This window comes from Microbulbifer aestuariivivens (genome assembly GCF_039545115.1).
GTDB classification, from domain to species: Bacteria; Pseudomonadota; Gammaproteobacteria; order Pseudomonadales; family Cellvibrionaceae; genus Microbulbifer; species Microbulbifer aestuariivivens.
Genome location: NZ_BAABRT010000021.1, coordinates 1 through 20,631, shown reverse-complemented (window position 1 = coordinate 20,631; position 20,631 = coordinate 1). Strand labels below are relative to the sequence as shown.

The 20,631-nt window shown below is 62.1% G+C and carries 22 protein-coding genes; 18 read left to right on the top strand and 4 right to left on the bottom strand.

From position 1 onward, the window contains the following. Nucleotides 1-17 precede the first annotated feature (17 nt). The 7 genes from ABEA58_RS12090 to tatC all read left to right on the top strand — a co-directional run bounded on the left by ABEA58_RS12090 (nt 18) and on the right by tatC (nt 4,727). Complete coding sequence (locus ABEA58_RS12090; RefSeq protein WP_345551845.1) at nt 18-644, top strand: ubiquinone biosynthesis accessory factor UbiJ; 627 nt, start codon at nt 18-20, stop codon at nt 642-644. Nucleotide 645: 1 nt separating this feature from the next. Beyond that, nucleotides 646-2,256 carry a ubiquinone biosynthesis regulatory protein kinase UbiB gene (ubiB, locus tag ABEA58_RS12085; RefSeq protein ID WP_345551843.1) on the top strand — a complete coding sequence of 537 codons (1,611 nt, stop codon included), beginning with the start codon at nt 646-648 and terminating at the stop codon, nt 2,254-2,256. A gap of 72 nt (nt 2,257-2,328) precedes the next feature. Further along, complete coding sequence (gene hisI / locus ABEA58_RS12080) at nt 2,329-2,745, top strand: phosphoribosyl-AMP cyclohydrolase (protein WP_345551842.1); 417 nt, start codon at nt 2,329-2,331, stop codon at nt 2,743-2,745. Next, a complete protein-coding gene (locus ABEA58_RS12075) occupies nt 2,738-3,094 on the top strand; it encodes a phosphoribosyl-ATP diphosphatase (RefSeq protein ID WP_345551840.1) in 357 nt (118 codons plus the stop codon). Before hisI ends, ABEA58_RS12075 begins: the two co-directional genes overlap by 8 nt. 49 nt (nt 3,095-3,143) lie before the next feature. After that, on the top strand, nt 3,144-3,404 hold the full coding sequence (gene tatA, locus ABEA58_RS12070; RefSeq protein ID WP_345551838.1) for a Sec-independent protein translocase subunit TatA: 261 nt from the start codon (nt 3,144-3,146) through the stop codon (nt 3,402-3,404). A 13-nt stretch (nt 3,405-3,417) separates the two neighbouring features. Continuing rightward, nucleotides 3,418-3,987 carry a Sec-independent protein translocase protein TatB gene (gene tatB / locus ABEA58_RS12065; RefSeq protein ID WP_345551835.1) on the top strand — a complete coding sequence of 190 codons (570 nt, stop codon included), beginning with the start codon at nt 3,418-3,420 and terminating at the stop codon, nt 3,985-3,987. Continuing rightward, nucleotides 3,984-4,727, top strand: a complete 744-nt coding sequence (gene tatC / locus ABEA58_RS12060; protein ID WP_345551834.1) for a twin-arginine translocase subunit TatC — start codon at nt 3,984-3,986, stop codon at nt 4,725-4,727. Before tatB ends, tatC begins: the two co-directional genes overlap by 4 nt. Before the next feature lie 411 nt (nt 4,728-5,138). Here the strand turns inward: tatC and ABEA58_RS12055 are convergent, their stop codons facing one another. The 3 genes from ABEA58_RS12055 to ABEA58_RS12045 all read right to left on the bottom strand — a co-directional run bounded on the left by ABEA58_RS12055 (nt 5,139) and on the right by ABEA58_RS12045 (nt 6,340). Beyond that, complete coding sequence (locus tag ABEA58_RS12055; protein ID WP_345551832.1) at nt 5,139-5,267, bottom strand: DUF3149 domain-containing protein; 129 nt, start codon at nt 5,265-5,267, stop codon at nt 5,139-5,141. 372 nt (nt 5,268-5,639) lie between these two features. Next, nucleotides 5,640-6,029, bottom strand: coding sequence for an MliC family protein (locus tag ABEA58_RS12050; RefSeq protein WP_345551830.1), 390 nt, complete (start codon nt 6,027-6,029; stop codon nt 5,640-5,642). Between the two features lie 53 nt (nt 6,030-6,082). Continuing rightward, the gene (locus ABEA58_RS12045) at nt 6,083-6,340 is read right to left on the bottom strand and encodes a hypothetical protein (RefSeq protein WP_345551829.1); all 258 of its coding nucleotides are present in this window, start codon (nt 6,338-6,340) and stop codon (nt 6,083-6,085) included. Between the two features lie 45 nt (nt 6,341-6,385). Here ABEA58_RS12045 and ABEA58_RS12040 point away from each other — a divergent pair, with 45 nt between their 5' ends. Then, the gene (locus tag ABEA58_RS12040; RefSeq protein WP_345551828.1) at nt 6,386-7,555 is read left to right on the top strand and encodes an aminopeptidase; all 1,170 of its coding nucleotides are present in this window, start codon (nt 6,386-6,388) and stop codon (nt 7,553-7,555) included. Here the strand turns inward: ABEA58_RS12040 and dtd are convergent. Continuing rightward, on the bottom strand, nt 7,462-7,899 hold the full coding sequence (gene dtd / locus ABEA58_RS12035; protein ID WP_345551826.1) for a D-aminoacyl-tRNA deacylase: 438 nt from the start codon (nt 7,897-7,899) through the stop codon (nt 7,462-7,464). The genes ABEA58_RS12040 and dtd overlap by 94 nt on opposite strands. A 100-nt stretch (nt 7,900-7,999) precedes the next feature. On the opposite strand from dtd, the gene ABEA58_RS12030 reads away from it, so the two are divergent. From ABEA58_RS12030 to ABEA58_RS11985, 10 genes are all read left to right on the top strand, one after another. Next, the gene (locus ABEA58_RS12030; RefSeq protein ID WP_345551824.1) at nt 8,000-10,111 is read left to right on the top strand and encodes a prolyl oligopeptidase family serine peptidase; all 2,112 of its coding nucleotides are present in this window, start codon (nt 8,000-8,002) and stop codon (nt 10,109-10,111) included. 271 nt (nt 10,112-10,382) lie between these two features. Next, the gene (locus tag ABEA58_RS12025; protein ID WP_345551822.1) at nt 10,383-11,402 is read left to right on the top strand and encodes an SDR family oxidoreductase; all 1,020 of its coding nucleotides are present in this window, start codon (nt 10,383-10,385) and stop codon (nt 11,400-11,402) included. Between the two features lie 182 nt (nt 11,403-11,584). Then, nucleotides 11,585-12,178 (top strand): DNA-3-methyladenine glycosylase I, encoded by a 594-nt coding sequence (locus tag ABEA58_RS12020; protein WP_345551820.1) that lies wholly within the window; start codon nt 11,585-11,587, stop codon nt 12,176-12,178. A gap of 71 nt (nt 12,179-12,249) precedes the next feature. Then, nucleotides 12,250-13,092, top strand: coding sequence for a mechanosensitive ion channel family protein (locus ABEA58_RS12015; protein WP_345551819.1), 843 nt, complete (start codon nt 12,250-12,252; stop codon nt 13,090-13,092). Next, entirely contained in the window at nt 13,085-13,588 is a 504-nt protein-coding gene (locus ABEA58_RS12010; RefSeq protein WP_345551818.1) for an MgtC/SapB family protein, read from the top strand. Before ABEA58_RS12015 ends, ABEA58_RS12010 begins: the two co-directional genes overlap by 8 nt. Before the next feature lie 124 nt (nt 13,589-13,712). Further along, nucleotides 13,713-15,608 (top strand): DUF885 domain-containing protein, encoded by a 1,896-nt coding sequence (locus ABEA58_RS12005; RefSeq protein ID WP_345551817.1) that lies wholly within the window; start codon nt 13,713-13,715, stop codon nt 15,606-15,608. Between the two features lie 156 nt (nt 15,609-15,764). Next, on the top strand, nt 15,765-16,919 hold the full coding sequence (locus ABEA58_RS12000) for a PQQ-dependent sugar dehydrogenase (RefSeq protein WP_345551815.1): 1,155 nt from the start codon (nt 15,765-15,767) through the stop codon (nt 16,917-16,919). Nucleotides 16,920-17,311: 392 nt separating this feature from the next. Continuing rightward, entirely contained in the window at nt 17,312-18,109 is a 798-nt protein-coding gene (locus tag ABEA58_RS11995; protein WP_345551813.1) for a hypothetical protein, read from the top strand. 120 nt (nt 18,110-18,229) lie between these two features. Beyond that, nucleotides 18,230-19,003: a VIT1/CCC1 transporter family protein gene (locus ABEA58_RS11990; RefSeq protein WP_345551812.1), complete on the top strand. Its 774-nt coding sequence runs from the start codon at nt 18,230-18,232 to the stop codon at nt 19,001-19,003. 561 nt (nt 19,004-19,564) lie between these two features. Continuing rightward, nucleotides 19,565-20,353: an outer membrane protein gene (locus ABEA58_RS11985; protein ID WP_345551810.1), complete on the top strand. Its 789-nt coding sequence runs from the start codon at nt 19,565-19,567 to the stop codon at nt 20,351-20,353. The last annotated feature ends 278 nt before the right edge of the window (nt 20,354-20,631 follow it).

Genomic DNA, 20,631 nt, shown 5'->3' with positions numbered 1-20,631 from the left:
ATAGAAGGAAATTTCCCTTGGACCCCACCTTCCGCTCTGGCTTCGACGCCGCGCTGGAGAGCGCCATCAACGCCGCGCTGAGCTGCGACCCCGCCACCCGCCTGCGCCTGCGGGCTCTCGACGGTCGCGCCCTGGCGCTGGACCTGACGGCGCCGCGCCTGCAGCTGATCCTGTGTGTGGAGGGGGACACGGTGCGCCTGCATCAGCACTGGGAAGGCCAGGTCGATACCCGCCTGACGGGGTCGGCGGTCTCCCTGCTGCGCCTGCTGAAGGACGACAGCGCAACACCGGCGAAACTGGGCGTGTCCATCACCGGCTCCAGCGCACTGCTGCAGCAGCTGCAGGAAATCCTGCGCGATCTGGATATCGACTGGGAGGCGCCGCTGGCGCGCCTGTTCGGCGATATCCCCGCCCATACGGTGGGTGGGGCACTGCGCTCCGCCGAGCGCTGGCTGCGCGGCAATCTCGGCGTCGCGCCCCGGGCCGCCGCCGAGGCGCTGAGCGAGGAGTGGCGGCTGACGCCGCCGCGCGCCCAGTTCGACGCCTTTGCCGAAGACCTGGCGGAGCTGGCGCTGGCCACAGACCGCCTGGAGGCGCGGCTGCGCATCCTCGCGGAAAAACTGTCGCCGCCGGAGGCGCCCTAGCATGCCGGTCGCCCGCAGCCTCACCATCGCCCGCGTCTTCCTGCGTTACCGGCTGGATACCCTGCTGCCCCGGGAGCGGCGTCCGCTGTGGATGCGGGTTCTCGGCGCGCCGTTGCGGCTGCTGCCGCAGCCGAAGCAGAGTCGCGGCGAGCGCCTGCGCCGGGCGCTGGAGGCACTGGGGCCGATTTTCGTCAAGTTCGGCCAGCTGCTGTCCACACGCCCCGACCTGCTGCCCGCCGATGTGGTGGAGGAACTCAACCACCTGCAGGACAATGTGGCCCCCTATCCCGCCGAGCAGTGCATCGCGCGAATCGAGGCGGCGCTGGAAGCGCCCATCGAGCAGCTGTTCGCCCAGTTCGAGCGCACTCCGCTGGCCTCCGCCTCGGTGGCGCAGGTACACGCCGCCGTGCTGGCCGATGGAAAATCCGTGGTGGTCAAGGTTCTGCGCCCGGGCATCGACAGGATTATCGAACAGGACCTGCGCCTGCTGGCGCTGATCGCGCGCTGGGTTCGCCGCTATGTGCCCGATGGCCGGCGACTGCGCCCGGAGGAGGTGGTGGAGGATTACCGCCACACCATCGAGGGCGAGCTGGACCTGGTGCGCGAGGCCGCCAACGCCACCGAGCTGCGGCGCAATTTCTCCGGTTCGCCGCTACTCTATGTGCCGGAAATTCACTGGGACTACACCCGCGAAACCGTGCTGGTGATGGAGCGGATCGACGGCATTCCGGTGACGGATCTAAAGCAGCTGCGCGCACAGAACACCAACATGCAGCTGTTGGCGGAGCGCGGCGTGGAGATTTTCTTCAAGCAGGTGTTCGAGCACAATTTTTTCCACGCCGACATGCACCCCGGCAACATCTTCGTCTCCCGCCGGCACCCACAGCGGCCGCAGTACATCGCCATCGATACCGCCATCGTCGGCAGCCTGTCGCGGGAGGATCAGTACTACCTGGCCCGCAACCTGCTGGCCATGTTCCGCCGCGATTACCGCATGGTGGCGGAGCTGCATGTGCAGAGCGGCTGGGTGCGCGCGGACACGCCGATCAATACCTTCGAGTCCGCGATCCGCGCCGTGTGCGAACCGATTTTTGAAAAACCGCTGGGGGAGATTTCCTTCGCCCGGGTGCTGATCAGCCTGTTCCAGACCGCGCGCCGCTTCGATATGGCGGTGCAGCCGCAGCTGGTCCTGCTGCAGAAAACCCTGCTGAATATCGAGGGGCTCGGTCGCCAGCTTTATCCGCAGCTGGATCTGTGGAAGACTGCTCATCCATTTCTGGAACGCTGGATGCGCGACCGCATCCACCCGCGCACCATTATTGGCGAGATCAAGCGCTACGGCCCGGAGTGGCTGGAGAAGTTTCCCCAGCTGCCGCAGATGGTCTACTCGGCTCTGGATCAGTCCCGCGAGCTGGCCCCGCAGCTGCAGGCCATCGGCACCGCGCTGGAATCCTCCAGCCGCAACGGCCGCAGGCGTTATGTTCGCCGCGCCGTGGCGATAGTGCTGGCCGCCGGCGCGGCGCTGGTGGCGTCACCGCAGTGGCTGGCCAGCATGCCACCGGCGGCGCTGGCCATGGCCGCGGCGGCGCTGGCGCTGGCGCTGTGGCCGTAAAGTGACGGGGCGCCGGGGGCCGGGCGCTTGCACTGCGCCGGCCGCTGGCGGCAACCTACAATCAAGAGACAAGTGACAGGCAAAGCAGTGACAGAGGCGAAGACCACAGACGGTTTGATTGATGCCGTAAGCTGGAACAGCGATGGGCTGGTGCCCGCCATCGCGCAGGATTTTAAAAGCGGCCGGGTGCTGATGATGGCCTGGATGAACCGGGAGTCACTGCGGCTGACCGCCAGCGAGGGCCGCGCCGTGTACTGGTCCCGCTCCCGCGGCAAGCTCTGGCGCAAGGGCGAGTCCTCCGGCCACGAGCAGCAGGTGCGCGAAATCCGCCTCGACTGCGACGGCGACACGGTGCTGCTGCTGGTGGAGCAGCGCGGCGGAATCGCCTGCCATACCGGTCGCACCAGTTGTTTCTACCGGGTTTTGGACGGCGAACAGTGGCAGGTGAACCAGCCCGTTATCAAGGACCCGGGTGAAATCTATGAGTGAGCTGTTGCGCGAACTGGATGCGGTGCTCGAAGAGCGCAAGAATACCGCCGACGCGGAGGGCTCCTATGTGGCCAGCCTGCATCGCAAGGGCCTGAACAAAATACTGGAAAAGGTCGGCGAGGAAGCCACGGAAGTGATCCTTGCCGCGAAAGATGTAGAGCACGGCGGCGAGCGGCAGGCGCTGATCGCCGAAACCGCCGATCTCTGGTTTCACTCCCTGGTGATGCTCTCTCACCTGGGGGCTGATTCACAGGATGTACTGCGCGAACTGGGCCGTCGCTTCGGCCTTTCCGGCCTGGAAGAAAAAGCCGCGCGCACCGCCACGCAGGAGCACGGGCAAAAACAATAGCGAGCGGCGCCGAGAGCGCCGCAACAACTGAATCTTGAAGGAGTAGGTTATGGGTTTTGGCGGCATCAGTATTTGGCAGCTGCTTATTGTTCTGGTCATCGTGCTGCTGCTTTTCGGCACCAAGCGGCTGAAAAACCTGGGCGGTGACCTGGGTGGCGCGATCAAAGGCTTCAAAAAAGCCATGAAGGACGAGGACAAGTCCGAGGACGAAGCCAAGTCCAGCGAAGCCAAGCGGCTGGAGCACGAAGAGGCCGAGAAAGCCAAAGGTGCTTCCGAAACACAGAAAGACAAGCAGTCCCAGGACAAGTAAGCCGAGAGCGCGCGTGTTTGATATCGGTTTTTTTGAACTGCTGCTGGTCGGCGTCGTCGCTCTGCTGGTGGTCGGCCCGGAGCGATTGCCGGATGCGGTGCGCACCACCGCCCGCTGGTGGTCCGGCCTCAAGCGCACACTGAGCAGTGCTCGCGAGGAGCTGGAGCGCGAAGTGGGCGCGGACGATATTCGCCGCGAGCTGCACAACGAGCGCATTCTGCGCGAGATCGAGGAAAGCCGCCGGGAGCTGGAGAAAAGCCGCCGGGAACTGGAGGCATCGGTCACAGGTACCGGCGAGTCCCTGCGCGAACCCGGCGCGGCACCTGCTACCGGTGTCAAAACCGAAGGCGAGCCTGCCGCAGAGCCACCAATTTCCCGCGCCGAGGCATCGGACTATCTGCCGGAGGATGAGCGGGGTTTGAAAGGCACCGAGGAGCACTTGCCGGAAGACGAAGATGACCAGGAGGACCCGGAATATCCGGAGCACCTGCACGATCACGGCGACCCGGCATTGAATCCGCACCACCCCGATCACTTTAAAGATGAGCCTCGCTCAAAGCAGGACGAAGACAAATCCCCATGAGCGAGCAGAAGCATCAGCCCTTTATCGATCACCTGATCGAACTGCGCGATCGCATCCTCAGAACCCTGCTGGTGGTGGTGGTGATTTTTCTGTGTATGGTGCCGTTCGCGTCGGAAATCTATGATTTCGTCGCCGACCCGCTGCAGAACCGCCTCGCCGAAGGGGCGGGCATGATCGCCACGGAAGTGACCTCGCCCTTTTTCACCCCGTTTAAAACCACCTTTATTCTGGCGTTTTTCCTCGGTATTCCCTACGTGCTGTACCAGGCCTGGGCCTTTATCGCACCGGGCCTGTACCAGAATGAAAAACGCCTGGCGGTGCCGGTGCTGGTTTCCAGCGTGGTGCTGTTTTATTCGGGCATGGCGTTTGCCTACTACGTGGTTTTCCCGATTCTGTTCGACTTTTTTGTCAGTTCCGCCCACGCGGATATTCAGGTGCTGCCGGATATCAGCAGTTATCTGGACCTGGTGCTGAAACTGTTTTTTGCTTTCGGCTTCGCCTTCGAAATTCCCATTGCCACGGTGCTGCTGATCTGGAGTGGCGTGGTGGACGCGGATTCCCTGGCGGAAAAGCGCCCCTACGTGATCGTCGGCTGCTTTCTGCTGGGGATGCTGCTGACCCCGCCGGACGTGATCTCCCAGTCACTGCTGGCGGTACCCATGTGGCTGCTGTTCGAGCTGGGTATCGTGATCGGCCGCTGGATCAAGCGGAAACCCGCAGAGGAGGAAGCGGACGGCTAGCCGCCGCTCCGGCAGGGAACTGGCGGTATGCAGGACGGCTCAGCGTGGCCGCCTTGTTGCGGCGGGCAGAGACCCGGGCAGTGCCGGCCAGCGGCTTGATGGCCGCTGGGGCAAAAAGGGCATTGAGTGACCCTCAATGACCCTCAATGACCCTCAATGATCCTCAATGACTCTCAGGGTCTTTAAACCTTCAGAGCCTATAAACCCTCAGAGTTTAAAACCTCAGCATCTTTAAGCCCTCAGAACCTCTGAAAGCCTTTAACGGCAATCAGAGGTGTCAACAGCGCTCAGGGGTAATGTGGTTGCTGAGGCCAAAGGGTTACTGAAGTTAAAGGGCTGCCGAGGTTGAAAGGCTACCGAGGTTGAAAAGTTACCGAGGTTAAAGTCGCCGCAGCGGCCTTAGGCACCTTCTTAGGCACCTTCTTCCATCTTGCGCAGCACCATGCGGGTCATATAGGCACCCATGGCAAGAATAAAGGCGATAATGCCGACGCTGAGCAGGCCAGAGAAGCTGGTGAAGAGATCAACTAACGCTACCATGATGGGCTCCTTTTACTTGCGGAGTGACTGCTATCTGATTTGCAGTTTATGGCGCGCCTTTCCTTCAATACTGATCTGGATCAAGTCTCCTGCAGATAGCGAAATTCGCTGAATCTATTCCCGTCCGCCGGGTCAAGATCGACCGGCTGGACTGTCCAGCCCATCCCAGCCCATCCCAGCCCATCCCAGCCCATCCCAGCCCATCCCGGCCCATCCCATCCCAGTCCAGCCCAGCCCAGTCCAGCCCAGTCCAGCCCAGTCCAGCCCAGTCCAGCCCAGTCAATCCCGCCCCGCTTCTGTCACCGCCGGACAACCCTCGATGAAACAGGCGTGGGCGCAGTAGCGCGGTGGGCCTGAAGCGACCCTCCCATTTCAGGGCTGTGGTGCTGCGGTTTTATTTGGCGGAATGCTTTCGCAGTCCTGCAGGATTATCTCGGAGCTGCCCTCGCCATTTTGCTGCAGCAGTAAGATGCCGAACTTGCCCTTGGTGTGCCAGCGGTAGCCCGGGTGGCCCTTGTCGGCGACGAACAGGGCGCCCGACGCCGATGGTTCCTGATGCATCGGAATCAGTTTGTTTGCGTAAGTGACTACGGCCATGGATGGGCCGCTCTCCGGTATGCCGTATTTCACCTGCAGCCGGGTGCCGTCGGCGCACTCGTAGTTGACGCTGCGAATCTCGGTGTCGATTTCGAGCCCGCCACCGCAGCCACTGAGGAGCTGGCCGGTGAGGATCAGGGTGGCGGCAAAAACACGGCGCGACATGGGCGCTCCAGGGGGTTATCTTCCGGGGTTAAGGTGTTTGCAGCGCGGGGGAGCTAAAAAAATCCCGCTATGCTGATGAAAACCAGCGCCCCCAGTGCAAGATAGTAGATGTCCCGGTACTGTCGCCAGCGCGGCGCGAGGCCAAGGAGCGCCAGTGGCGGCAGCAACAGGGCCATAAGGCCAAACAGGGTGCCCAGCCGGAAGCCCGCTGCCAGCAGTCGCAGCCAGCCGATGGCGGCGAACACCAGCGCAAACACCGTCAGCACGGCGGCCACAGGCGGCATCCCACTGGCGGCGGTTGCCGGTTCCATCGCTGCCCTCCCGGACACTGATCAAAACACTGCATGGACAATCAAGTGTATAGCAGCAGCACGCAAGACCAATGGCGTAAACCGGGTTGTGGGCACTGGCGCCTGCCGGTGTTACTCGTCTTGCTGTTATTGCTGCAGGGCTGTGAAACCGCCGCTTATTACACCCAGGCGGCCAGCGGCCAGATGCGCATTCTCGCGGCGCGGCAGCCCATCGACAATATTGCGGCGGACCCGGCCACAGACGCCAAGCTGCAGCAGCAGCTGGCACTGGTGCAGTCGATTCGCGGCTACGCCGCCGGCGAACTGCGCCTGCCGGTGGGGCGCGCCTACGGCAGCTACGTCAGGCTGGAGGACGAATACCCGGTGTGGAATGTGCTGGCCGCGCCGGAGTTTTCCCTCAAGCCAAAGCGCTGGTGCTACCCCATCGTCGGCTGTGCCAGTTACCGGGGCTACTTCCGCAAGGCCTCGGCCCAGCGCAAGGCGCAGCAGCTGGCCGCCGCGGGCTACGATGTCTACCTGGGGCCGGTGCCCGCCTACAGTACCCTGGGCTGGTTCGACGACCCGGTGATGTCGAGCTTTGTGCACTGGCCGCCGGAAAGGCTCGCCGCGCTGCTGTTTCACGAACTGGCGCACCGCCGGGTGTATCTGTCCGGCGACACGCAGTTCAACGAGAGCTTTGCCACCGCCGTGGCCCAGCTGGCGCTGCCGGACTGGCGCCGCCGCCAGGGCATCGATGGGCCGGCCGCTGATCGCATCGCCGAGGCCAGGGCGGTCAATGCGCTGATGATGACGGCGCGGCGGCAGCTGCAGCAGGTTTACCAGAGCGACCTGCCGGAGGAAATTCAGCGCCGGCAAAAGGACGCCACACTGGCCCGGCTGCGCCACTGCTACCGGACTCTGGCCGCCGACTGGAGCTATCCGGACCGCTACCGGGCCTATATCGACAAGACCAACAACGCCACCCTGGCGCTGGTGTCCGAATACCAGTCGCGGGTGCCGGCGTTTGAGGAATTGTTCCGCCGGAGCGGCGGCTGGGAAGATTTTTACCGACAAGCGGAACAGCTGGGTGAGCTGGATCAGGCGGCGCGCAACCGCCGCCTCGACGCGCTCGCCGCCGCTGCTCAGGATTCCAGCAGAAAGGTCACCGGGCCGTCATTCAGCAGCGAGACCTGCATGTCCGCGGCGAATACGCCGCAGGCCACCGGCGACAACTGAGCGCGGGCGCGCTCGACAAAATAGTCGTACAGCGCTTCCGCCTGCGCGGGGCTGGCGCCCTTGCTGAAGCTCGGGCGCAAACCCCGCGCGGTATCCGCCACCAGGGTGAACTGGCTGACCACTAAAAGGCCGCCGCCGGCCTGCTGCACATTGAGATTCATGCGGCCGTGGTCGTCGGCGAAGACGCGATAGTGCAGCACTTTCTGCAGCAGCTTGTCCGCCGTGGCGCGGTCATCCCGCGCCTCCACGCCCAGCAGTAACAGCAGGCCATGCTCTATGGCGCCGACTGTTTCCCCCCGCACTTCCACCTTCGCATGGCTGACCCGCTGAATCAGTCCCTTCACCGCCGCTTCTCCTCTGGTTGTCCCGCCGGTTTGTGGCACCGGCCGGGGAAATCCCCTAGATTAACCAACTGTCCGTCGAGACAAAACCGGAGCCGACACCATGAGAAAACCGCTGATCGCGCTGGCCGTGGGCGCCCTGGGCTGTGTGCTGGCACAGGCCGCAGAGGAGTACCCGCACACGAGAACGGTGGAGCAGACTGACGATTACTTCGGTACCCCGGTGAGCGATCCCTTTCGCTGGCTCGAAGACCTCGATTCCGAGGCGGTGGACCAATGGGTCGGCGCGCAGAATCAGTTCGCGTTGCCACGGCTAAAAAAACTGCCGGGCTGGCAGAAGATCAACGATCGCCTCACGGAGCTTTGGCAGTACGAGCGCTACGGCGTGCCCTACCGCAAAGCGGGCAAGGTCTTTTACGAATACAACGACGGCAGCTGGGACCAGAGCGTCTTTTACCGCAGCGACGACCTGCGCAGCGGCGAGCCAGCCACCATCCTCGACCCGCGCCAGTTGAGTGACGATGGCACCATCGCCGCCAGGCGCTATGCGGTCAGCCCCAAAGGGCGCTATCTGGCCTATGGCACCTCCGATGGCGGCACCGACTGGACCGATTATCACGTGCGTGACCTGAGCACCGGCAGCGATCTCAAAGACGTGCTCAAAGGCATCAAGTTCAGCGGCGTCAGCTGGGCCAAGGACGAGTCCGGTTTTTACTACAGCCGCTATCCCTTCAACGCGGACGGCAGCGCCGACGACAGCCGCCAGGTGGCGGTGTACTTCCATCGGCTGGGCCAGCCGCAGAGCGCCGACGAGCTGGTGTACGCGATTGAGGACCACCCGACACGCAATCCCGAGGCGCAGCTGAGTGACGATGGCAACTATCTGCTCTTCAGCATTTTCGACGGCTATGACAGCAATGGCATTTACTACCGCGACCTGCGGGACAAGAGCGGCAAAGTCGTGCGGCTGCTGGACGACTGGGATGGGCTCTACCACTATCTCGGCAACAGCGGCACAACCTTTTTCTTCGAGACCAATGCCGGTGCCGCCAACGGTCGCGTGGTCGCCATCGATCTGGACAAACCGCATAAACAAAACTGGCGGCAGCTGGTGGCTGAGCAGAAAAATGCCCTGCAGTCGGCAAGCCTGGTGGGCCAGCGTCTGGTGCTGCATTACCTGGAGGATGCCAAATCCAAAGTGCTGGTCACCGACCTGAATGGCCAACAGCAGTACGAGTTGCAGCTGCCGGGCATGGGCACCGTGGAGGGGTTTGTCGGCGAGCCGGACGACCCGGAAACCTATTACGCCTTCAGCAACTTTCTCACCCCGCCGGCGATTTACAAACTGAATGTGCAGACAGGGAAAAATGAAAAGGTAAAAACCCCGCACTATCCCGCCGATTTTTCTGATCTGACGGTGAGTCAGCATTTCTTTACCAGCAAGGACGGCACCCGCGTACCCATGTTCCTGGTGCACCGCAAGGATATGCGGCGCGATGGCCAGAACCCCACGCTGCTCTATGGCTACGGCGGCTTCAACGCGGCACAGCTGCCGCAGTTCTATACCCGCTTCGCCGGCTGGCTGGATATGGGCGGCACCCTGGCCATGGTCAACCTGCGCGGTGGCAGCGAGTACGGCGCCGACTGGCACAAGGCCGGCACCAAAACCGAGAAACAGAATGTCTTCGATGACTTTATCGCCGCCGCCGAGTGGCTGATCGACGAGAAGGTCACCGCCCCGCAAAAGCTGGCCATTATGGGCCGCTCCAACGGCGGCCTGCTGGTGGGCGCAACGCTGGTGCAGCGCCCGGACCTGTTCGCGGCGGCCCTGCCGATTGTGGGGGTGCTGGATATGCTGCGCTATCACACCGCCTCCGCCAATGCGCGCCAGTGGTCCAGCGACTACGGCCTCAGCGAGAATCAAAAAGAATTCGCGGCGCTGCATGCCTATTCGCCGGTGCACAACACCGACAAGGGCCGGTGCTACCCGGCAACGCTGATCACCACCGCCGATCGCGACGACCGCGTGGTGCCCTGGCACAGTTACAAGTTCGCCGCCGCCCTGCAGCGGGACCAGGGCTGTGACAGGCCGATCTATCTGGCCGTGGAAACCCGCGCTGGCCACGGTGCCGGCAAACCGGTGTGGATGCAGGTGGAGGACTTTACCAACCAGTACGCGTTTCTGGCGCAGCAGCTGGGCATGCCGATTGAATAACAACTAGCGCTGCCATTCTGCGGACACGAAGCCAACGCCAGTGCGACTCCGAGGGCCCGGCGCTGCGGTTACAGCCTGCAATATAAGAAGCCCTTAGCCGGGAAAAGCCTTTAGCCGGGAAGAAGTCTTGGCCTCAGAAAAAGTCCTTAGCGGGGAAAAAGCCCTTAGCGGGGAAAAACCTTTAGCCAGAAAAACTGTTGCTGAAAAAACTTCAAGCGAAAAACTTTTCGTTAAAACGTCCACAGCGAAAATAAAAAAGAGCTCGCAGCCAATGAAACACGCATTTATCACCGGTGGAACCGGATTTCTGGGCGCCAACCTGATCGAGCAGCTGGTGGCGCAGGGCTGGCGTGTGACCGCCCTGCACAGGCCGGGGTCGGATACGCGCATTGCGGAATCGCTGGGCGCGGAGCTGGTGCCGGGCAGCCTGGCTGACCGGAACTCCCTGAAGCGTGCGCTCGCCGAGGGTGTGGATGCGGTATTTCACGTGGCCGCCAACACCAGCATGTGGCGCGGCGGCCGCGCGCAGCAGTGGCGCGACAATGTGGAAGGTTCGGCAAACCTCGCCCGGGTGGCGCGGGAAAGCGGCGCCGCGCGGATGGTGGTGACCAGCTCCATCTCCGCCTACGGCTATCAGCGGCAGCCCATCGACGAGCAGAGCCCGCAGCTTGCCGACGATCCCCGCTACGGCTATCTCTACAGCAAAAAGCGTGCGGAGCTGGCGGTGCGCGAAGAGATTGAAAAAGGGCTGGATGCGGTTTTTCTGAACCCCTGCGGCATCGTCGGCAAGTACGACACCGGCAACTGGGCGCAGAGCTTCTTCCTGATACAGGATGGCAAACTGCCCGGTGTGCCCCCGGGCAGCGGTTCTTTCTGTCATGCCGCCGAGGTGGCGCGGGCGCATATCGCCGCATTTGAGAAGGGCCGCAGCGGCGAAAATTATATTCTCGCCGGCGTCGACGCCAGCTTCCTCGAGTTTTTCGGCCATATCGCCCGCCTGCTGGGCAAGCCTGTGCCCGAGCGCACCACACCGGCGATAGTCATCCATCTGCTGGCGCAGGTTTCCGACCTGCTGTCACGGGTCACCGGCAAGGAGCCGAGAATCACTCCGGAAAAAGCGGCGCTGATTACCCGGCGGGTTACCGCCAACTGTGACAAGGCCAGGCGGGAGCTGGGCTACCGTGGCGATGTGCCCCTGGACACCATGCTGCGGGAGAGCCGCGACTGGCTGATCGAGCGCGGCTTACTGGCCCCCGGCGCCGGCGAGCAGCCCGGCGGGGTATCGGCGTGAAGCGCGGCAATATTATTTTTCTGCTGGTGATGATCCTGCTGGTGTTGCAGCTGCTGCAGCACTACTTTTTCTCCGGCGCCCAGTAGCGGGTGCAGGCCTGCAGGACGGGCTGGCTGATCCCGGGTGAGCCCGCTGGCAGAGACGAAGAAAGCCAGAAACCCGTAAAGCTGGGGGGAGTGACCGTGACCGATCAACGCTGCGGCTGGTGCCTGTCGACGCCGCTCTATCAGCAGTATCACGACGAGGAGTGGGGAAGACCCGTCACCGACGATGCCCGGCTGTTCGAGTTCCTGATTCTCGAGGGCGCGCAGGCGGGCCTGGCGTGGATCACCGTGCTGAACAAGCGCGAGAATTACCGGCGCCTGTTCGACGGTTTCGATGCGGACAAAATCGCCCGTTACCGGCCGGCCAAAATCGAGCGGCTGCTGCAGGACGCGGGCATTATCCGCAACCGCCGCAAGGTGGAGGCTGTGGTCAAAAACGCGCGGGCTTATCTGGCCCTGCGCGAACGCGGCCAGACGCTGGCGGATTTCCTCTGGCAGTTCACCGATGGCCGCGTGGTCGTCAACCGCCCGCGCAGCCTCGCCGATATTCCGGCCACTACCCCGGTCTCGGATGCCATGAGCAGGGCGCTGAAAAAAGCCGGTTTCAGCTTTGTCGGCTCCACCATCATGTACGCCCATATGCAGGCGACCGGCATGGTCAATGACCACCTGTTGAACTGCCCGGCGCAGCGCCGCTGCGTGGAGGTGGCGCGGGCGAAAAACCTCCTCTGATCCGCTGCCATGGCGGTGCAGATGGCGTATGCTGCGAGGCTGTTGTCCACCTGCGAGCGAAGGGGGTTTCCATGGACGTGCAACCACTGATCGACGAGTACACGCCGCTGATTACCGCCGCGGCCCTGAAGCTCGGCAGCGCCCTGCTGATCGTGATGCTTAGTTATATTTCCGCGCGCCTGGCGCGTCGCGGTGTGCGCCGTATCGCCGGCCGGATGGACGCGACCCTGATTCCGGTGTTGAGCAATATGGTGATCTGGGCGGTGTACGCGGTCGGCACACTGGTGCTGCTGGACCGCCTCGGGGTCAACACCACCAGCCTGGTGGCCTTGGTGGGCGCCGCCGGTATCGCGGTGGGCCTGGCCCTCAAGGACACCCTGCAGAATATCGCCGCCGGTTTTATTCTCCTCGGGCTGCGCCCTTTCCGCGTCGGCGACACCATCCAGTTTGGCGATACCATCGGCAAGGTGCGCGAGGTGGGGCTGTTTACCACGCAGCTGGATACCGCCGACGGACTCTGTATCTCGGCGCCCAACAGCAATGTGTGGGGGCAGAACCTGATCAACTATTCCCGCAATGCCACCCGCCGCATCGAGATCATCGCCGGCATCGCCTATGGGGACGACATCGACAAGGGCATGGCGGTGCTGCGCCAGCTGGTGGCCGACGAGCCGCGCATTCTGGCGGAGCCGGAACCCGCTTTCGCGGTGCGCGAGCTGGCGGACAACTCGGTCAACCTGCACCTGCGGGCCTGGGTGCGCACGGAAGAATACTGGGAGGTGTACTGGTCGCTGATGCAACAGCTGAAGCCGGCACTGGAGCGAAAGGGGCTCAGTATTCCCTTCCCGCAGCGGGAGCTGCACATCATTAACCAGGTGGCGGAATCGCCCAGAGAGAAAATCATCCATGAATGAGCTGTTCAATGTCGCCCCCCTGAGCTGGCCGGGGATTTTCACCGCCATGCTGTGCGCGGGTGTGGTGGGGCTCGAACGGCAGATCCGCGGCAAGCCGGTGGGAATCCGCACTTCCATCCTGATCGTGCTCGGCACCTATGCTTTCACCGCGCTGGCGGTCTCCATCGGCGGCAGTGCGGACCGCGCGCGGGTGCTGGGGCAGGTGATTACCGGAATCGGTTTTCTCGGTGCCGGGGTGATGCTGGCGCGGGACGGGGTGGTGGTGGGTGTCACCTCCGCCGCCACCATCTGGGTACAGGCGGCCATCGGCACGCTGATCGGCTTCGGTGCCTTCGGCACCGCCATTGTGCTGGCGGGTCTTGTCATCGCCGTGCTGCTGGGTGTGGATGTGCTGGAGAACTATTCCTCCCTGCTGACCCGCGGCGTGCACGCCCGCTACCGGCGCTGGCGACGAAGGCGCGAGCTGGTGGCGCGGGGGGAGCCGACGGAGAGCTGATCCCGGCTGCGCTTCACTTCGGCGCAGATGACGCCGGCACAGGGGTGTGGCAATCGACTCAATCGGGGTTTCGTGTCAAAGTAGGCCGGATTTTTTCTGTGCATATTTTGAGCGAGGTGTAACGATGCGATTAAAGCTGCATAGCCCCCTTATCCCCAGCCTGCTGGCAGTGGCCATCCTCAGCGGGTGCCAGGGCGATGAATCCGCCCACACCAGTGCCAGCGCGCTGGACGCCGGCAATGCCGCTGTTGCCGAAGGTGCGCAGGCGGTCGATCCGGCCGCTGAGACCCAGCGCCTGACGGAATGGTTCAACAAACGCTACGAGGAGCGGCTGCAGTTCAGCCCCATCGAGCTCAGCTATCTCGGCCGCAAGGATCAGTACGACCAGGTCGACGACATGAGCGAAGCCGCCTCCGCCCGCGAGCTGGCCTGGCAGGCCAAGACCGTCGAGGAGCTGAAGCAAAACTTCAACTACGACAACCTGACCGAGGCCGGTAAGGAATCCTACGACCTGTGGGTGTTCCAGTACGAACAGGCCAAGGCCGCCGAACCCTTCAAGCGCCACGGCTATTTCGCCGGTGAGCTGGGCGGCCCCGAGGCATCGCTACCGAACTTCCTGATTAATATCCACAAGGTGGACACCGCCGAGGATATGCAGGCCTACATCGCCCGTATCGACGGCATCAGCCGCGCCATGGGGCAGATGCTGGAGCGCGCGCAGCTGTCCGCCAAAGAGGGTATCCGCCCACCGCGCTTTGCCTACGACCTGGCCATTGAGCGCGCGCAGAAGGTTTCCTCCGGCGCACCCTTTGCAGGGGAGGGCGAAGCCCCGATCTACACCGATGCCAAGGGCAAGATCGAGGCGCTGAAAAAAGCCGGCAAGATCGATGACGCGACCGCCGCAGAGCTGCTCGGCCAGGTGGAAGCGAGCCTGAAGGAAAACTTCAAGCCGGTCTACGACCAGTACATCGCCTGGCTGCAGCAGGACCGCGACAACGCCAGCGAGGAGCCGCAGGGCGTTTCCAGCCTGCCGAACGGCGAGGCCTATTACAATAATCGCCTGGCCAACTACACCACCACCGACCTCACCGCCGATCAGGTACACCAGATCGGCCTCAAGGAAGTCGCGCGCATCCGCAAGGAGATGGAAGCGATCAAGGAGCAGGTGGGCTTCGAGGGCAATCTGCAGGAATTCTTCACCTTTATCCGCAACGATGACCAGTTCTACTACCCGAACACCGATGAGGGGCGCGAGGGCTACCTGACCGAGACCCGCGGTTTCCTCGACGATATCGAGAAGAAGCTGCCGGAATACTTCGGCATCCTGCCCAAGGCCAAGCTGGTGGTTAAGCGGGTGGAGCCATTCCGTGAAGTGGCCGGCGGCGCCCAGCACTACCAGTCCGGCACCCCGGACGGTTCCCGCCCGGGCACCTACTATGTGCACATGTCCGACATGAGCGCCCTGTCCACCACCGATATGGAAACCGTGACCTACCACGAGGGCAGCCCCGGCCACCATATGCAGATCTCCATCGCCCAGGAGCTGGAGGGCATTCCGCAGTTCCGCACCCAGGCGCACTTTACCCCCTACATCGAGGGCTGGGCGCTTTACTCCGAACTGCTCTCCAAGGAAATGGGCCAGTTCCAGGACCCCTACAAGGACTTCGGCCGCCTGACTGCGGAAATGTGGCGGGCCATTCGCCTGGTGGTGGATACCGGTCTGCACACCAAGGGCTGGACCCAGGAGCAGGCGGTGGAGTACTTCCTGGAGAACTCCGCCATCCCCGAGAGCGCCGTGCGCTCCGAGGTGCGCCGCTACCTGACCCTGCCCGGCCAGGCCACTTCCTACAAGATCGGCATGCTGAAAATTCTCGAACTGCGCCAGCAGGCGCAAGAAGCACTTGGCGACCAGTTCGATATTCGCGGCTTCCACGATACCGTGCTCGGCGGTGGCGCCCTGCCGCTGCCGATGCTGGAAGCGCGGGTCAACCGCTGGATCGAAGAGGTCCAGCAGGGCTGATCGAACGGGCGGCATTTCGCGTAACCACAGCCGGGCTTTCGCCCGGCTTTTTTGTTTTTGCCCTGAGGGGGCCGCTTTGAGAATGGTGGCGGATACCGATAGCATTCGTGGCAGCCGCAATCCTCAGTGAAGAAGAGAGTGAAGGAGACTGTAGAGATGAAACCACTGGCCACTTTTCTGACCCGCTGCCTGCTCGGCCTGGGGCTCTGTAGCAGTGTCGCGGCGGGCGCCGCCGAGGTGGTCGAGCAGCGTATCGAAACCGACAGGCACGACTTCCGTATCGTGCGTCTGGCCTCGGGACTGCATCACCCCTGGGCCGTGGCGCAGTTGCCCGACGGCCGTTTCCTGGTGACCGAACGCCGCGGCCGCATGGCACTGATTGACGGCGGTGAGGTGCGCTATCTGGATGGCGTGCCGGCGGTATCCGCCATCGGCCAGGGCGGACTGCTGGATCTGGTGCTGCACCCGCAGTACGGCGATGGCGAGCACGACTGGATTTATTTCACTTACGCTAAAGCTGGAAAAGAGCCCGGCCAAGACGGCAGCGCCACCGCCTTGGGCCGCGCGCGTCTCGAAGGCACGAGCCTGGTGAATGTCGAAGAGCTGTTTGTGCAGAATCGCTTTTCCGCGCCCGGGCGCCACTACGGCTCGCGTCTCGCCTGGAGGAAGGACGGCACCCTGATGATGACCATCGGCGACCGCGGTGTGGAGCGCGAGCGCGCCCAGGACATCGGCGATCATGCCGGCAGCGTGCTGCGCCTCACCGAGAGCGGTGGCGCGGCGGCGGACAACCCCTTCGCCGGCGAGCGCTCCGGTCTGGACGAGATCTTCAGCTACGGCAACCGCAATATCCAGGGGCTGGTGGTCACCGCCAGCGACCAGGTCTGGGCCAGTGAACACGCGGCGCGCGGCGGCGACGAACTCAACCTGATTGAGGCGGGCAACAACTACGGCTGGCCGAGGGCGACCCGCTCGCGGGAATACAGCCGCGACGAGGCCATCGGTGCGCCCTCGGCACCTGGCGTGCGGCAACCCGCGCATTACTACCAGGGGCGTTTCGCGCCCTCGGGGCTGGCGCAGGTGCACAGCGAATATTTCCCGCAGTGGCAACACAACCTGCTGGCGGGTGGCCTCGGCAGTAACCAACTGCTGCGCATAGTCGTCGATGGACGGGAGGTGAAGGCGACGGAGGTGCTGTTGCAGGGGGAGATCGGCCGTATCCGCGATGTGCGCCAGGGCCGTGATGGCTATATCTACCTGCTCAACGACCAGAGTGATGCCGGTCTCTATCGCCTGGAGCCGGTGCAGTAGGCCGGAAACGCTAGGCGCCGGAAAATTCAGTGCATAAACAGGCCGGGCGACCCCGGCCTTTTTTATGCCCGGCTGTGTGTTTTATGCCCGGCTGTGTGTTTTAAGCTGGACGGTGCGATTTAAACTGGGCTGGGCGGTTTAGGCTTGGCCGTACTTTTTTAGCTTGGCTGTGCTCTTTTAGCTTGGCTGTGCTCTTTTAGCTTGGCTGTGGCACTTCGGCGGTTTTGGCAAAGCACCCGTTGCTTATGTGCTTGTATCGATGGCCATGGGCCCAAGTATGGCTGCGGCGAAATCCGGCGTATCCAGTTTGGGCTGGCCCATGATGGCGGCGGATGCTGAAATACTCACAACCACCATGAATCTAGTACCTTGAATGCTTGCAGGAGTGCGAAATGCCCAGGAACCAATGGAAACCCTTTCAATCGATAACCGTTCAATGGATCAGCCTGTTGCTGGTGTGCCTGGTGGCGCTGCCGGTGGCGAATGCGTCTGAACCCAAGGCAACGGATATCGTCGTGCGGGCCAAGTCAAAAGACGCCAAATTTATCGGCTCCTCCATGGGCGGCGCCATGGTGCGTATCCGCGATGCCGAAAGCGGGGAAATTCTCGCCGAGGGCCTGACCGAGGGCAGCACCGGTAACACGGACCTGATCATGCAGCAGCCGCACCGGCGCCATCAGTCCATTGCCGAGGGGGCGGCCGCATTCCGCACATCACTGATGCTCAGTGAGCCGGTATTTGTCACGGTGGAGGTGCTGGCCCCTTACATCAAGAAGCAGGCCCGGGTGGCGGCGCAGACTCAGGTCTGGCTGGTGCCCGGCAAGCATCTCGATGGCGAAGGGCTGGTGGTGGAAATTCCCGGGCTGGTCGTGGATGTGCTGAGTCCGCAGACGCATCGCTACACACAGATGGCAGACGCGCCGTTCCCCATTCGCGCCAATGTGGTGATGATGTGCGGATGCCCGATCAGTGAGGGCGGACTGTGGGATGGCAGCCAGATGGAGGTGGCGGCGCTGGTTAAAAAGGATGGTCGCGACTTCGCCACCATTCCGCTGGCACTTGAGGACGTCAATACCTTTGGCGGCGAGCTGCAGCCGGATGGCCCCGGGCTTTACCAGTTACTGGTTTATGCCTACGACCCGCGCACCGGCAACACCGGCGTCGACCAGGTGAGTTTTATCGTTCGGTAGATCATAAGAACTGGAGCCAGAGCCACAGGCAGCGGCCCGCAACTCCAGAGAATGACGCACGGGGCGCGGGAGGTTAAGCGCGGCTACACTGCTTGGGTAGAGGCATACAGGGAGTGGCTGGTGAAAAACTGGCTGGTGAAAAAACAGAGCACCGAGGCCCTGATCCGCTCGCACCGGCGCGAGCATATCGCGCGCCGCCTGCAACAACCGCCGCCCTCCCAGGACACTTCCGACTTTGTGCTCGGCGCCATCGATGGTTGCGTGACCACTTTTGCCATTGTCGCGGGCGGTGTGGGTGCCGGCTTCTCGGCGCCGGTGATCCTGATTATGGGGTTCGCCAATCTGGTGGCCGATGGCTTCAGTATGGCGGTGAGTAATTATGAGGCGGTGAACGCGCGGCGTGAATTTGCCGATGCGGCGCGTCGCACCGAAGAGGAACACATCACCAAGGTCCCGGAAGGTGAGCGCGAAGAAGTGCGGCAGATTTTTGCCGGCAAAGGGTTTTACGGTGAGACACTGGAAAAAATTGTCTGCATCATTACCCGCAATCGCAAGCTGTGGATAGACACCATGCTCAACGAGGAGTATGGCATCGGCCAGGCGCGGGGCAATCCGCTGCGTTCGGCGCTGGTAACCTTTGTCGCGTTTGTGGTGATCGGTGCCGCGCCGCTGGTGCCTTATCTGGTGCCCGCGCTGGATCTGCATCGGCAGTTTCTGCTCAGCACTTTGCTGGCCGGGGTGATGTTTTTTGTCATTGGCATGGCGAAGACCCTTACCCTTGGCCGTGAGCGCGCGCCAATCTATTCGGGAATAAAAACACTGCTGCTTGGCGGTGCCGCCGCCGGACTGGCTTTTGTGACAGGCTGGCTGCTGCGCACCCTGGCTGTAGGCTGATAGCCTCAAAATACTTAGAGTATTTTCACTTTATTGAATACACGTGATGGTTTGTTGCTCACATTCTGCCATTACTCATATGTGTCATTGCTAGCACCTGTTTTTCTCATTTATCTCTCTCATCCATTTATTACCCACATCCATCGATTTTCCCCGCCTCTGCTTGCATCAACAGTCCCCGCACTTCTGTCTATTGTCCTGCGGCCGCAAGCCTTCCGGCGCGGGTGTGTTTTAAGAGGCCAGTGTGAGGGTTTGTTTGAGTGACTGCATCGCGGGATGCTCTATTCATTTTATCAAGTGCTCGCTCTGCACATGGCGGAACCAAAAAATATCCACTTATATTTTCAGGTTTTTGAAGCGCTGCGAGGATAAAAATATCGATACGATGGCTATAAAACAGCGGATCATTTCGATCTGATGTTGAGTGGATTTATTCGATTGCAATCACATTTTTCAGCTCTTTGGCAATGATTCGTGATCTGCGATGCATGCGAAGCCGTAATTTTCAGGCATTCAGCACCGCATATTCGAAACACAATGGGTCAAAAGAGGAGTGTGATTATGTTCACTAAAAAGAAACTGTTCTGTGCGATTGCCGGCAGTGTTTTTGCCGCCTCAGTGTCCGCTTCCGCCTCTGCGGAGGGGGTTTATGTGAGTGGTAACATCGGCTACAGCGACATGGACGACACCAAGACCAGCGGCAGTTTCAGCAGCGACTTCACCACCGGACCGGGCACCAGCATTCCCGCTGGTGTGAGTCTGCCCGCCGGCACCAGGGTGGGATGGGATACCTCGGTCGACAGCGGCGCCACGTACAGCCTGGCGCTGGGCTACCAGATCAATCAGTTTCGGATTGAAGCCGAATACGCCAGCGCCAGGAACGATGTGAAGTCTCACGACGGTGTCGGCGCCGCAGGTATTGACCTGACCGCTGAGGACGCCGGTGTACTGGTCAGTGGTGCCCCCGCCAACCTGGGCGTGAGTGTCGGTGACCTGGTGGCCGCCGGCGAGGGCGAATTCGACAGCCGTTTCCTGTTCGCCAACGTCTACTACGATTTCGATCTGGGTATGGCGCTGACCCCCTATGTGGGCGCCGGCATCGGTAATGCGTCGGTTGACGTCAGCTACAGCCCTTCCGGTGTCACCATCATCGACGACGATGACAGCGTCTTCGCCTATCAGCTGATGGCTGGCGCCACCTACCAGATGAGCGAACAGCTGAGCCTGTTCGGCGGCTTGCGCTGGCGCCAGACGGATGACATTCAGGTAGATGCCGATCTGTTTGATGCGGAGTTCGAGGTGCAGATGGACAGCCTGGTTGCCGAAGTCGGCACCCGCTGGAAATTCTGAGGGCTTGGTTGTGTGAATAAATCTTTGGGTGGTTTTAAAACTAGCTGAGGTAAGAAGTTTAAAAACGATCCTAGCAATTGATCTCAGCAGGGGCCGCCTGAGCAGGGCGGTTGCCCTCGTAACAGCGAGGTGTGGGGCTCTTGCTGGCTGCTTATTTGTAGTAGTTCAGACTTGATCTGACAGTTACCGGTTTTTCAGAAGGTGCTCTGTCAGGTCAGGTTCAGTTTACGAACTTTTCCATCCAGATTTTTTTGCCATCATCGAGTGTCTGCATCGGT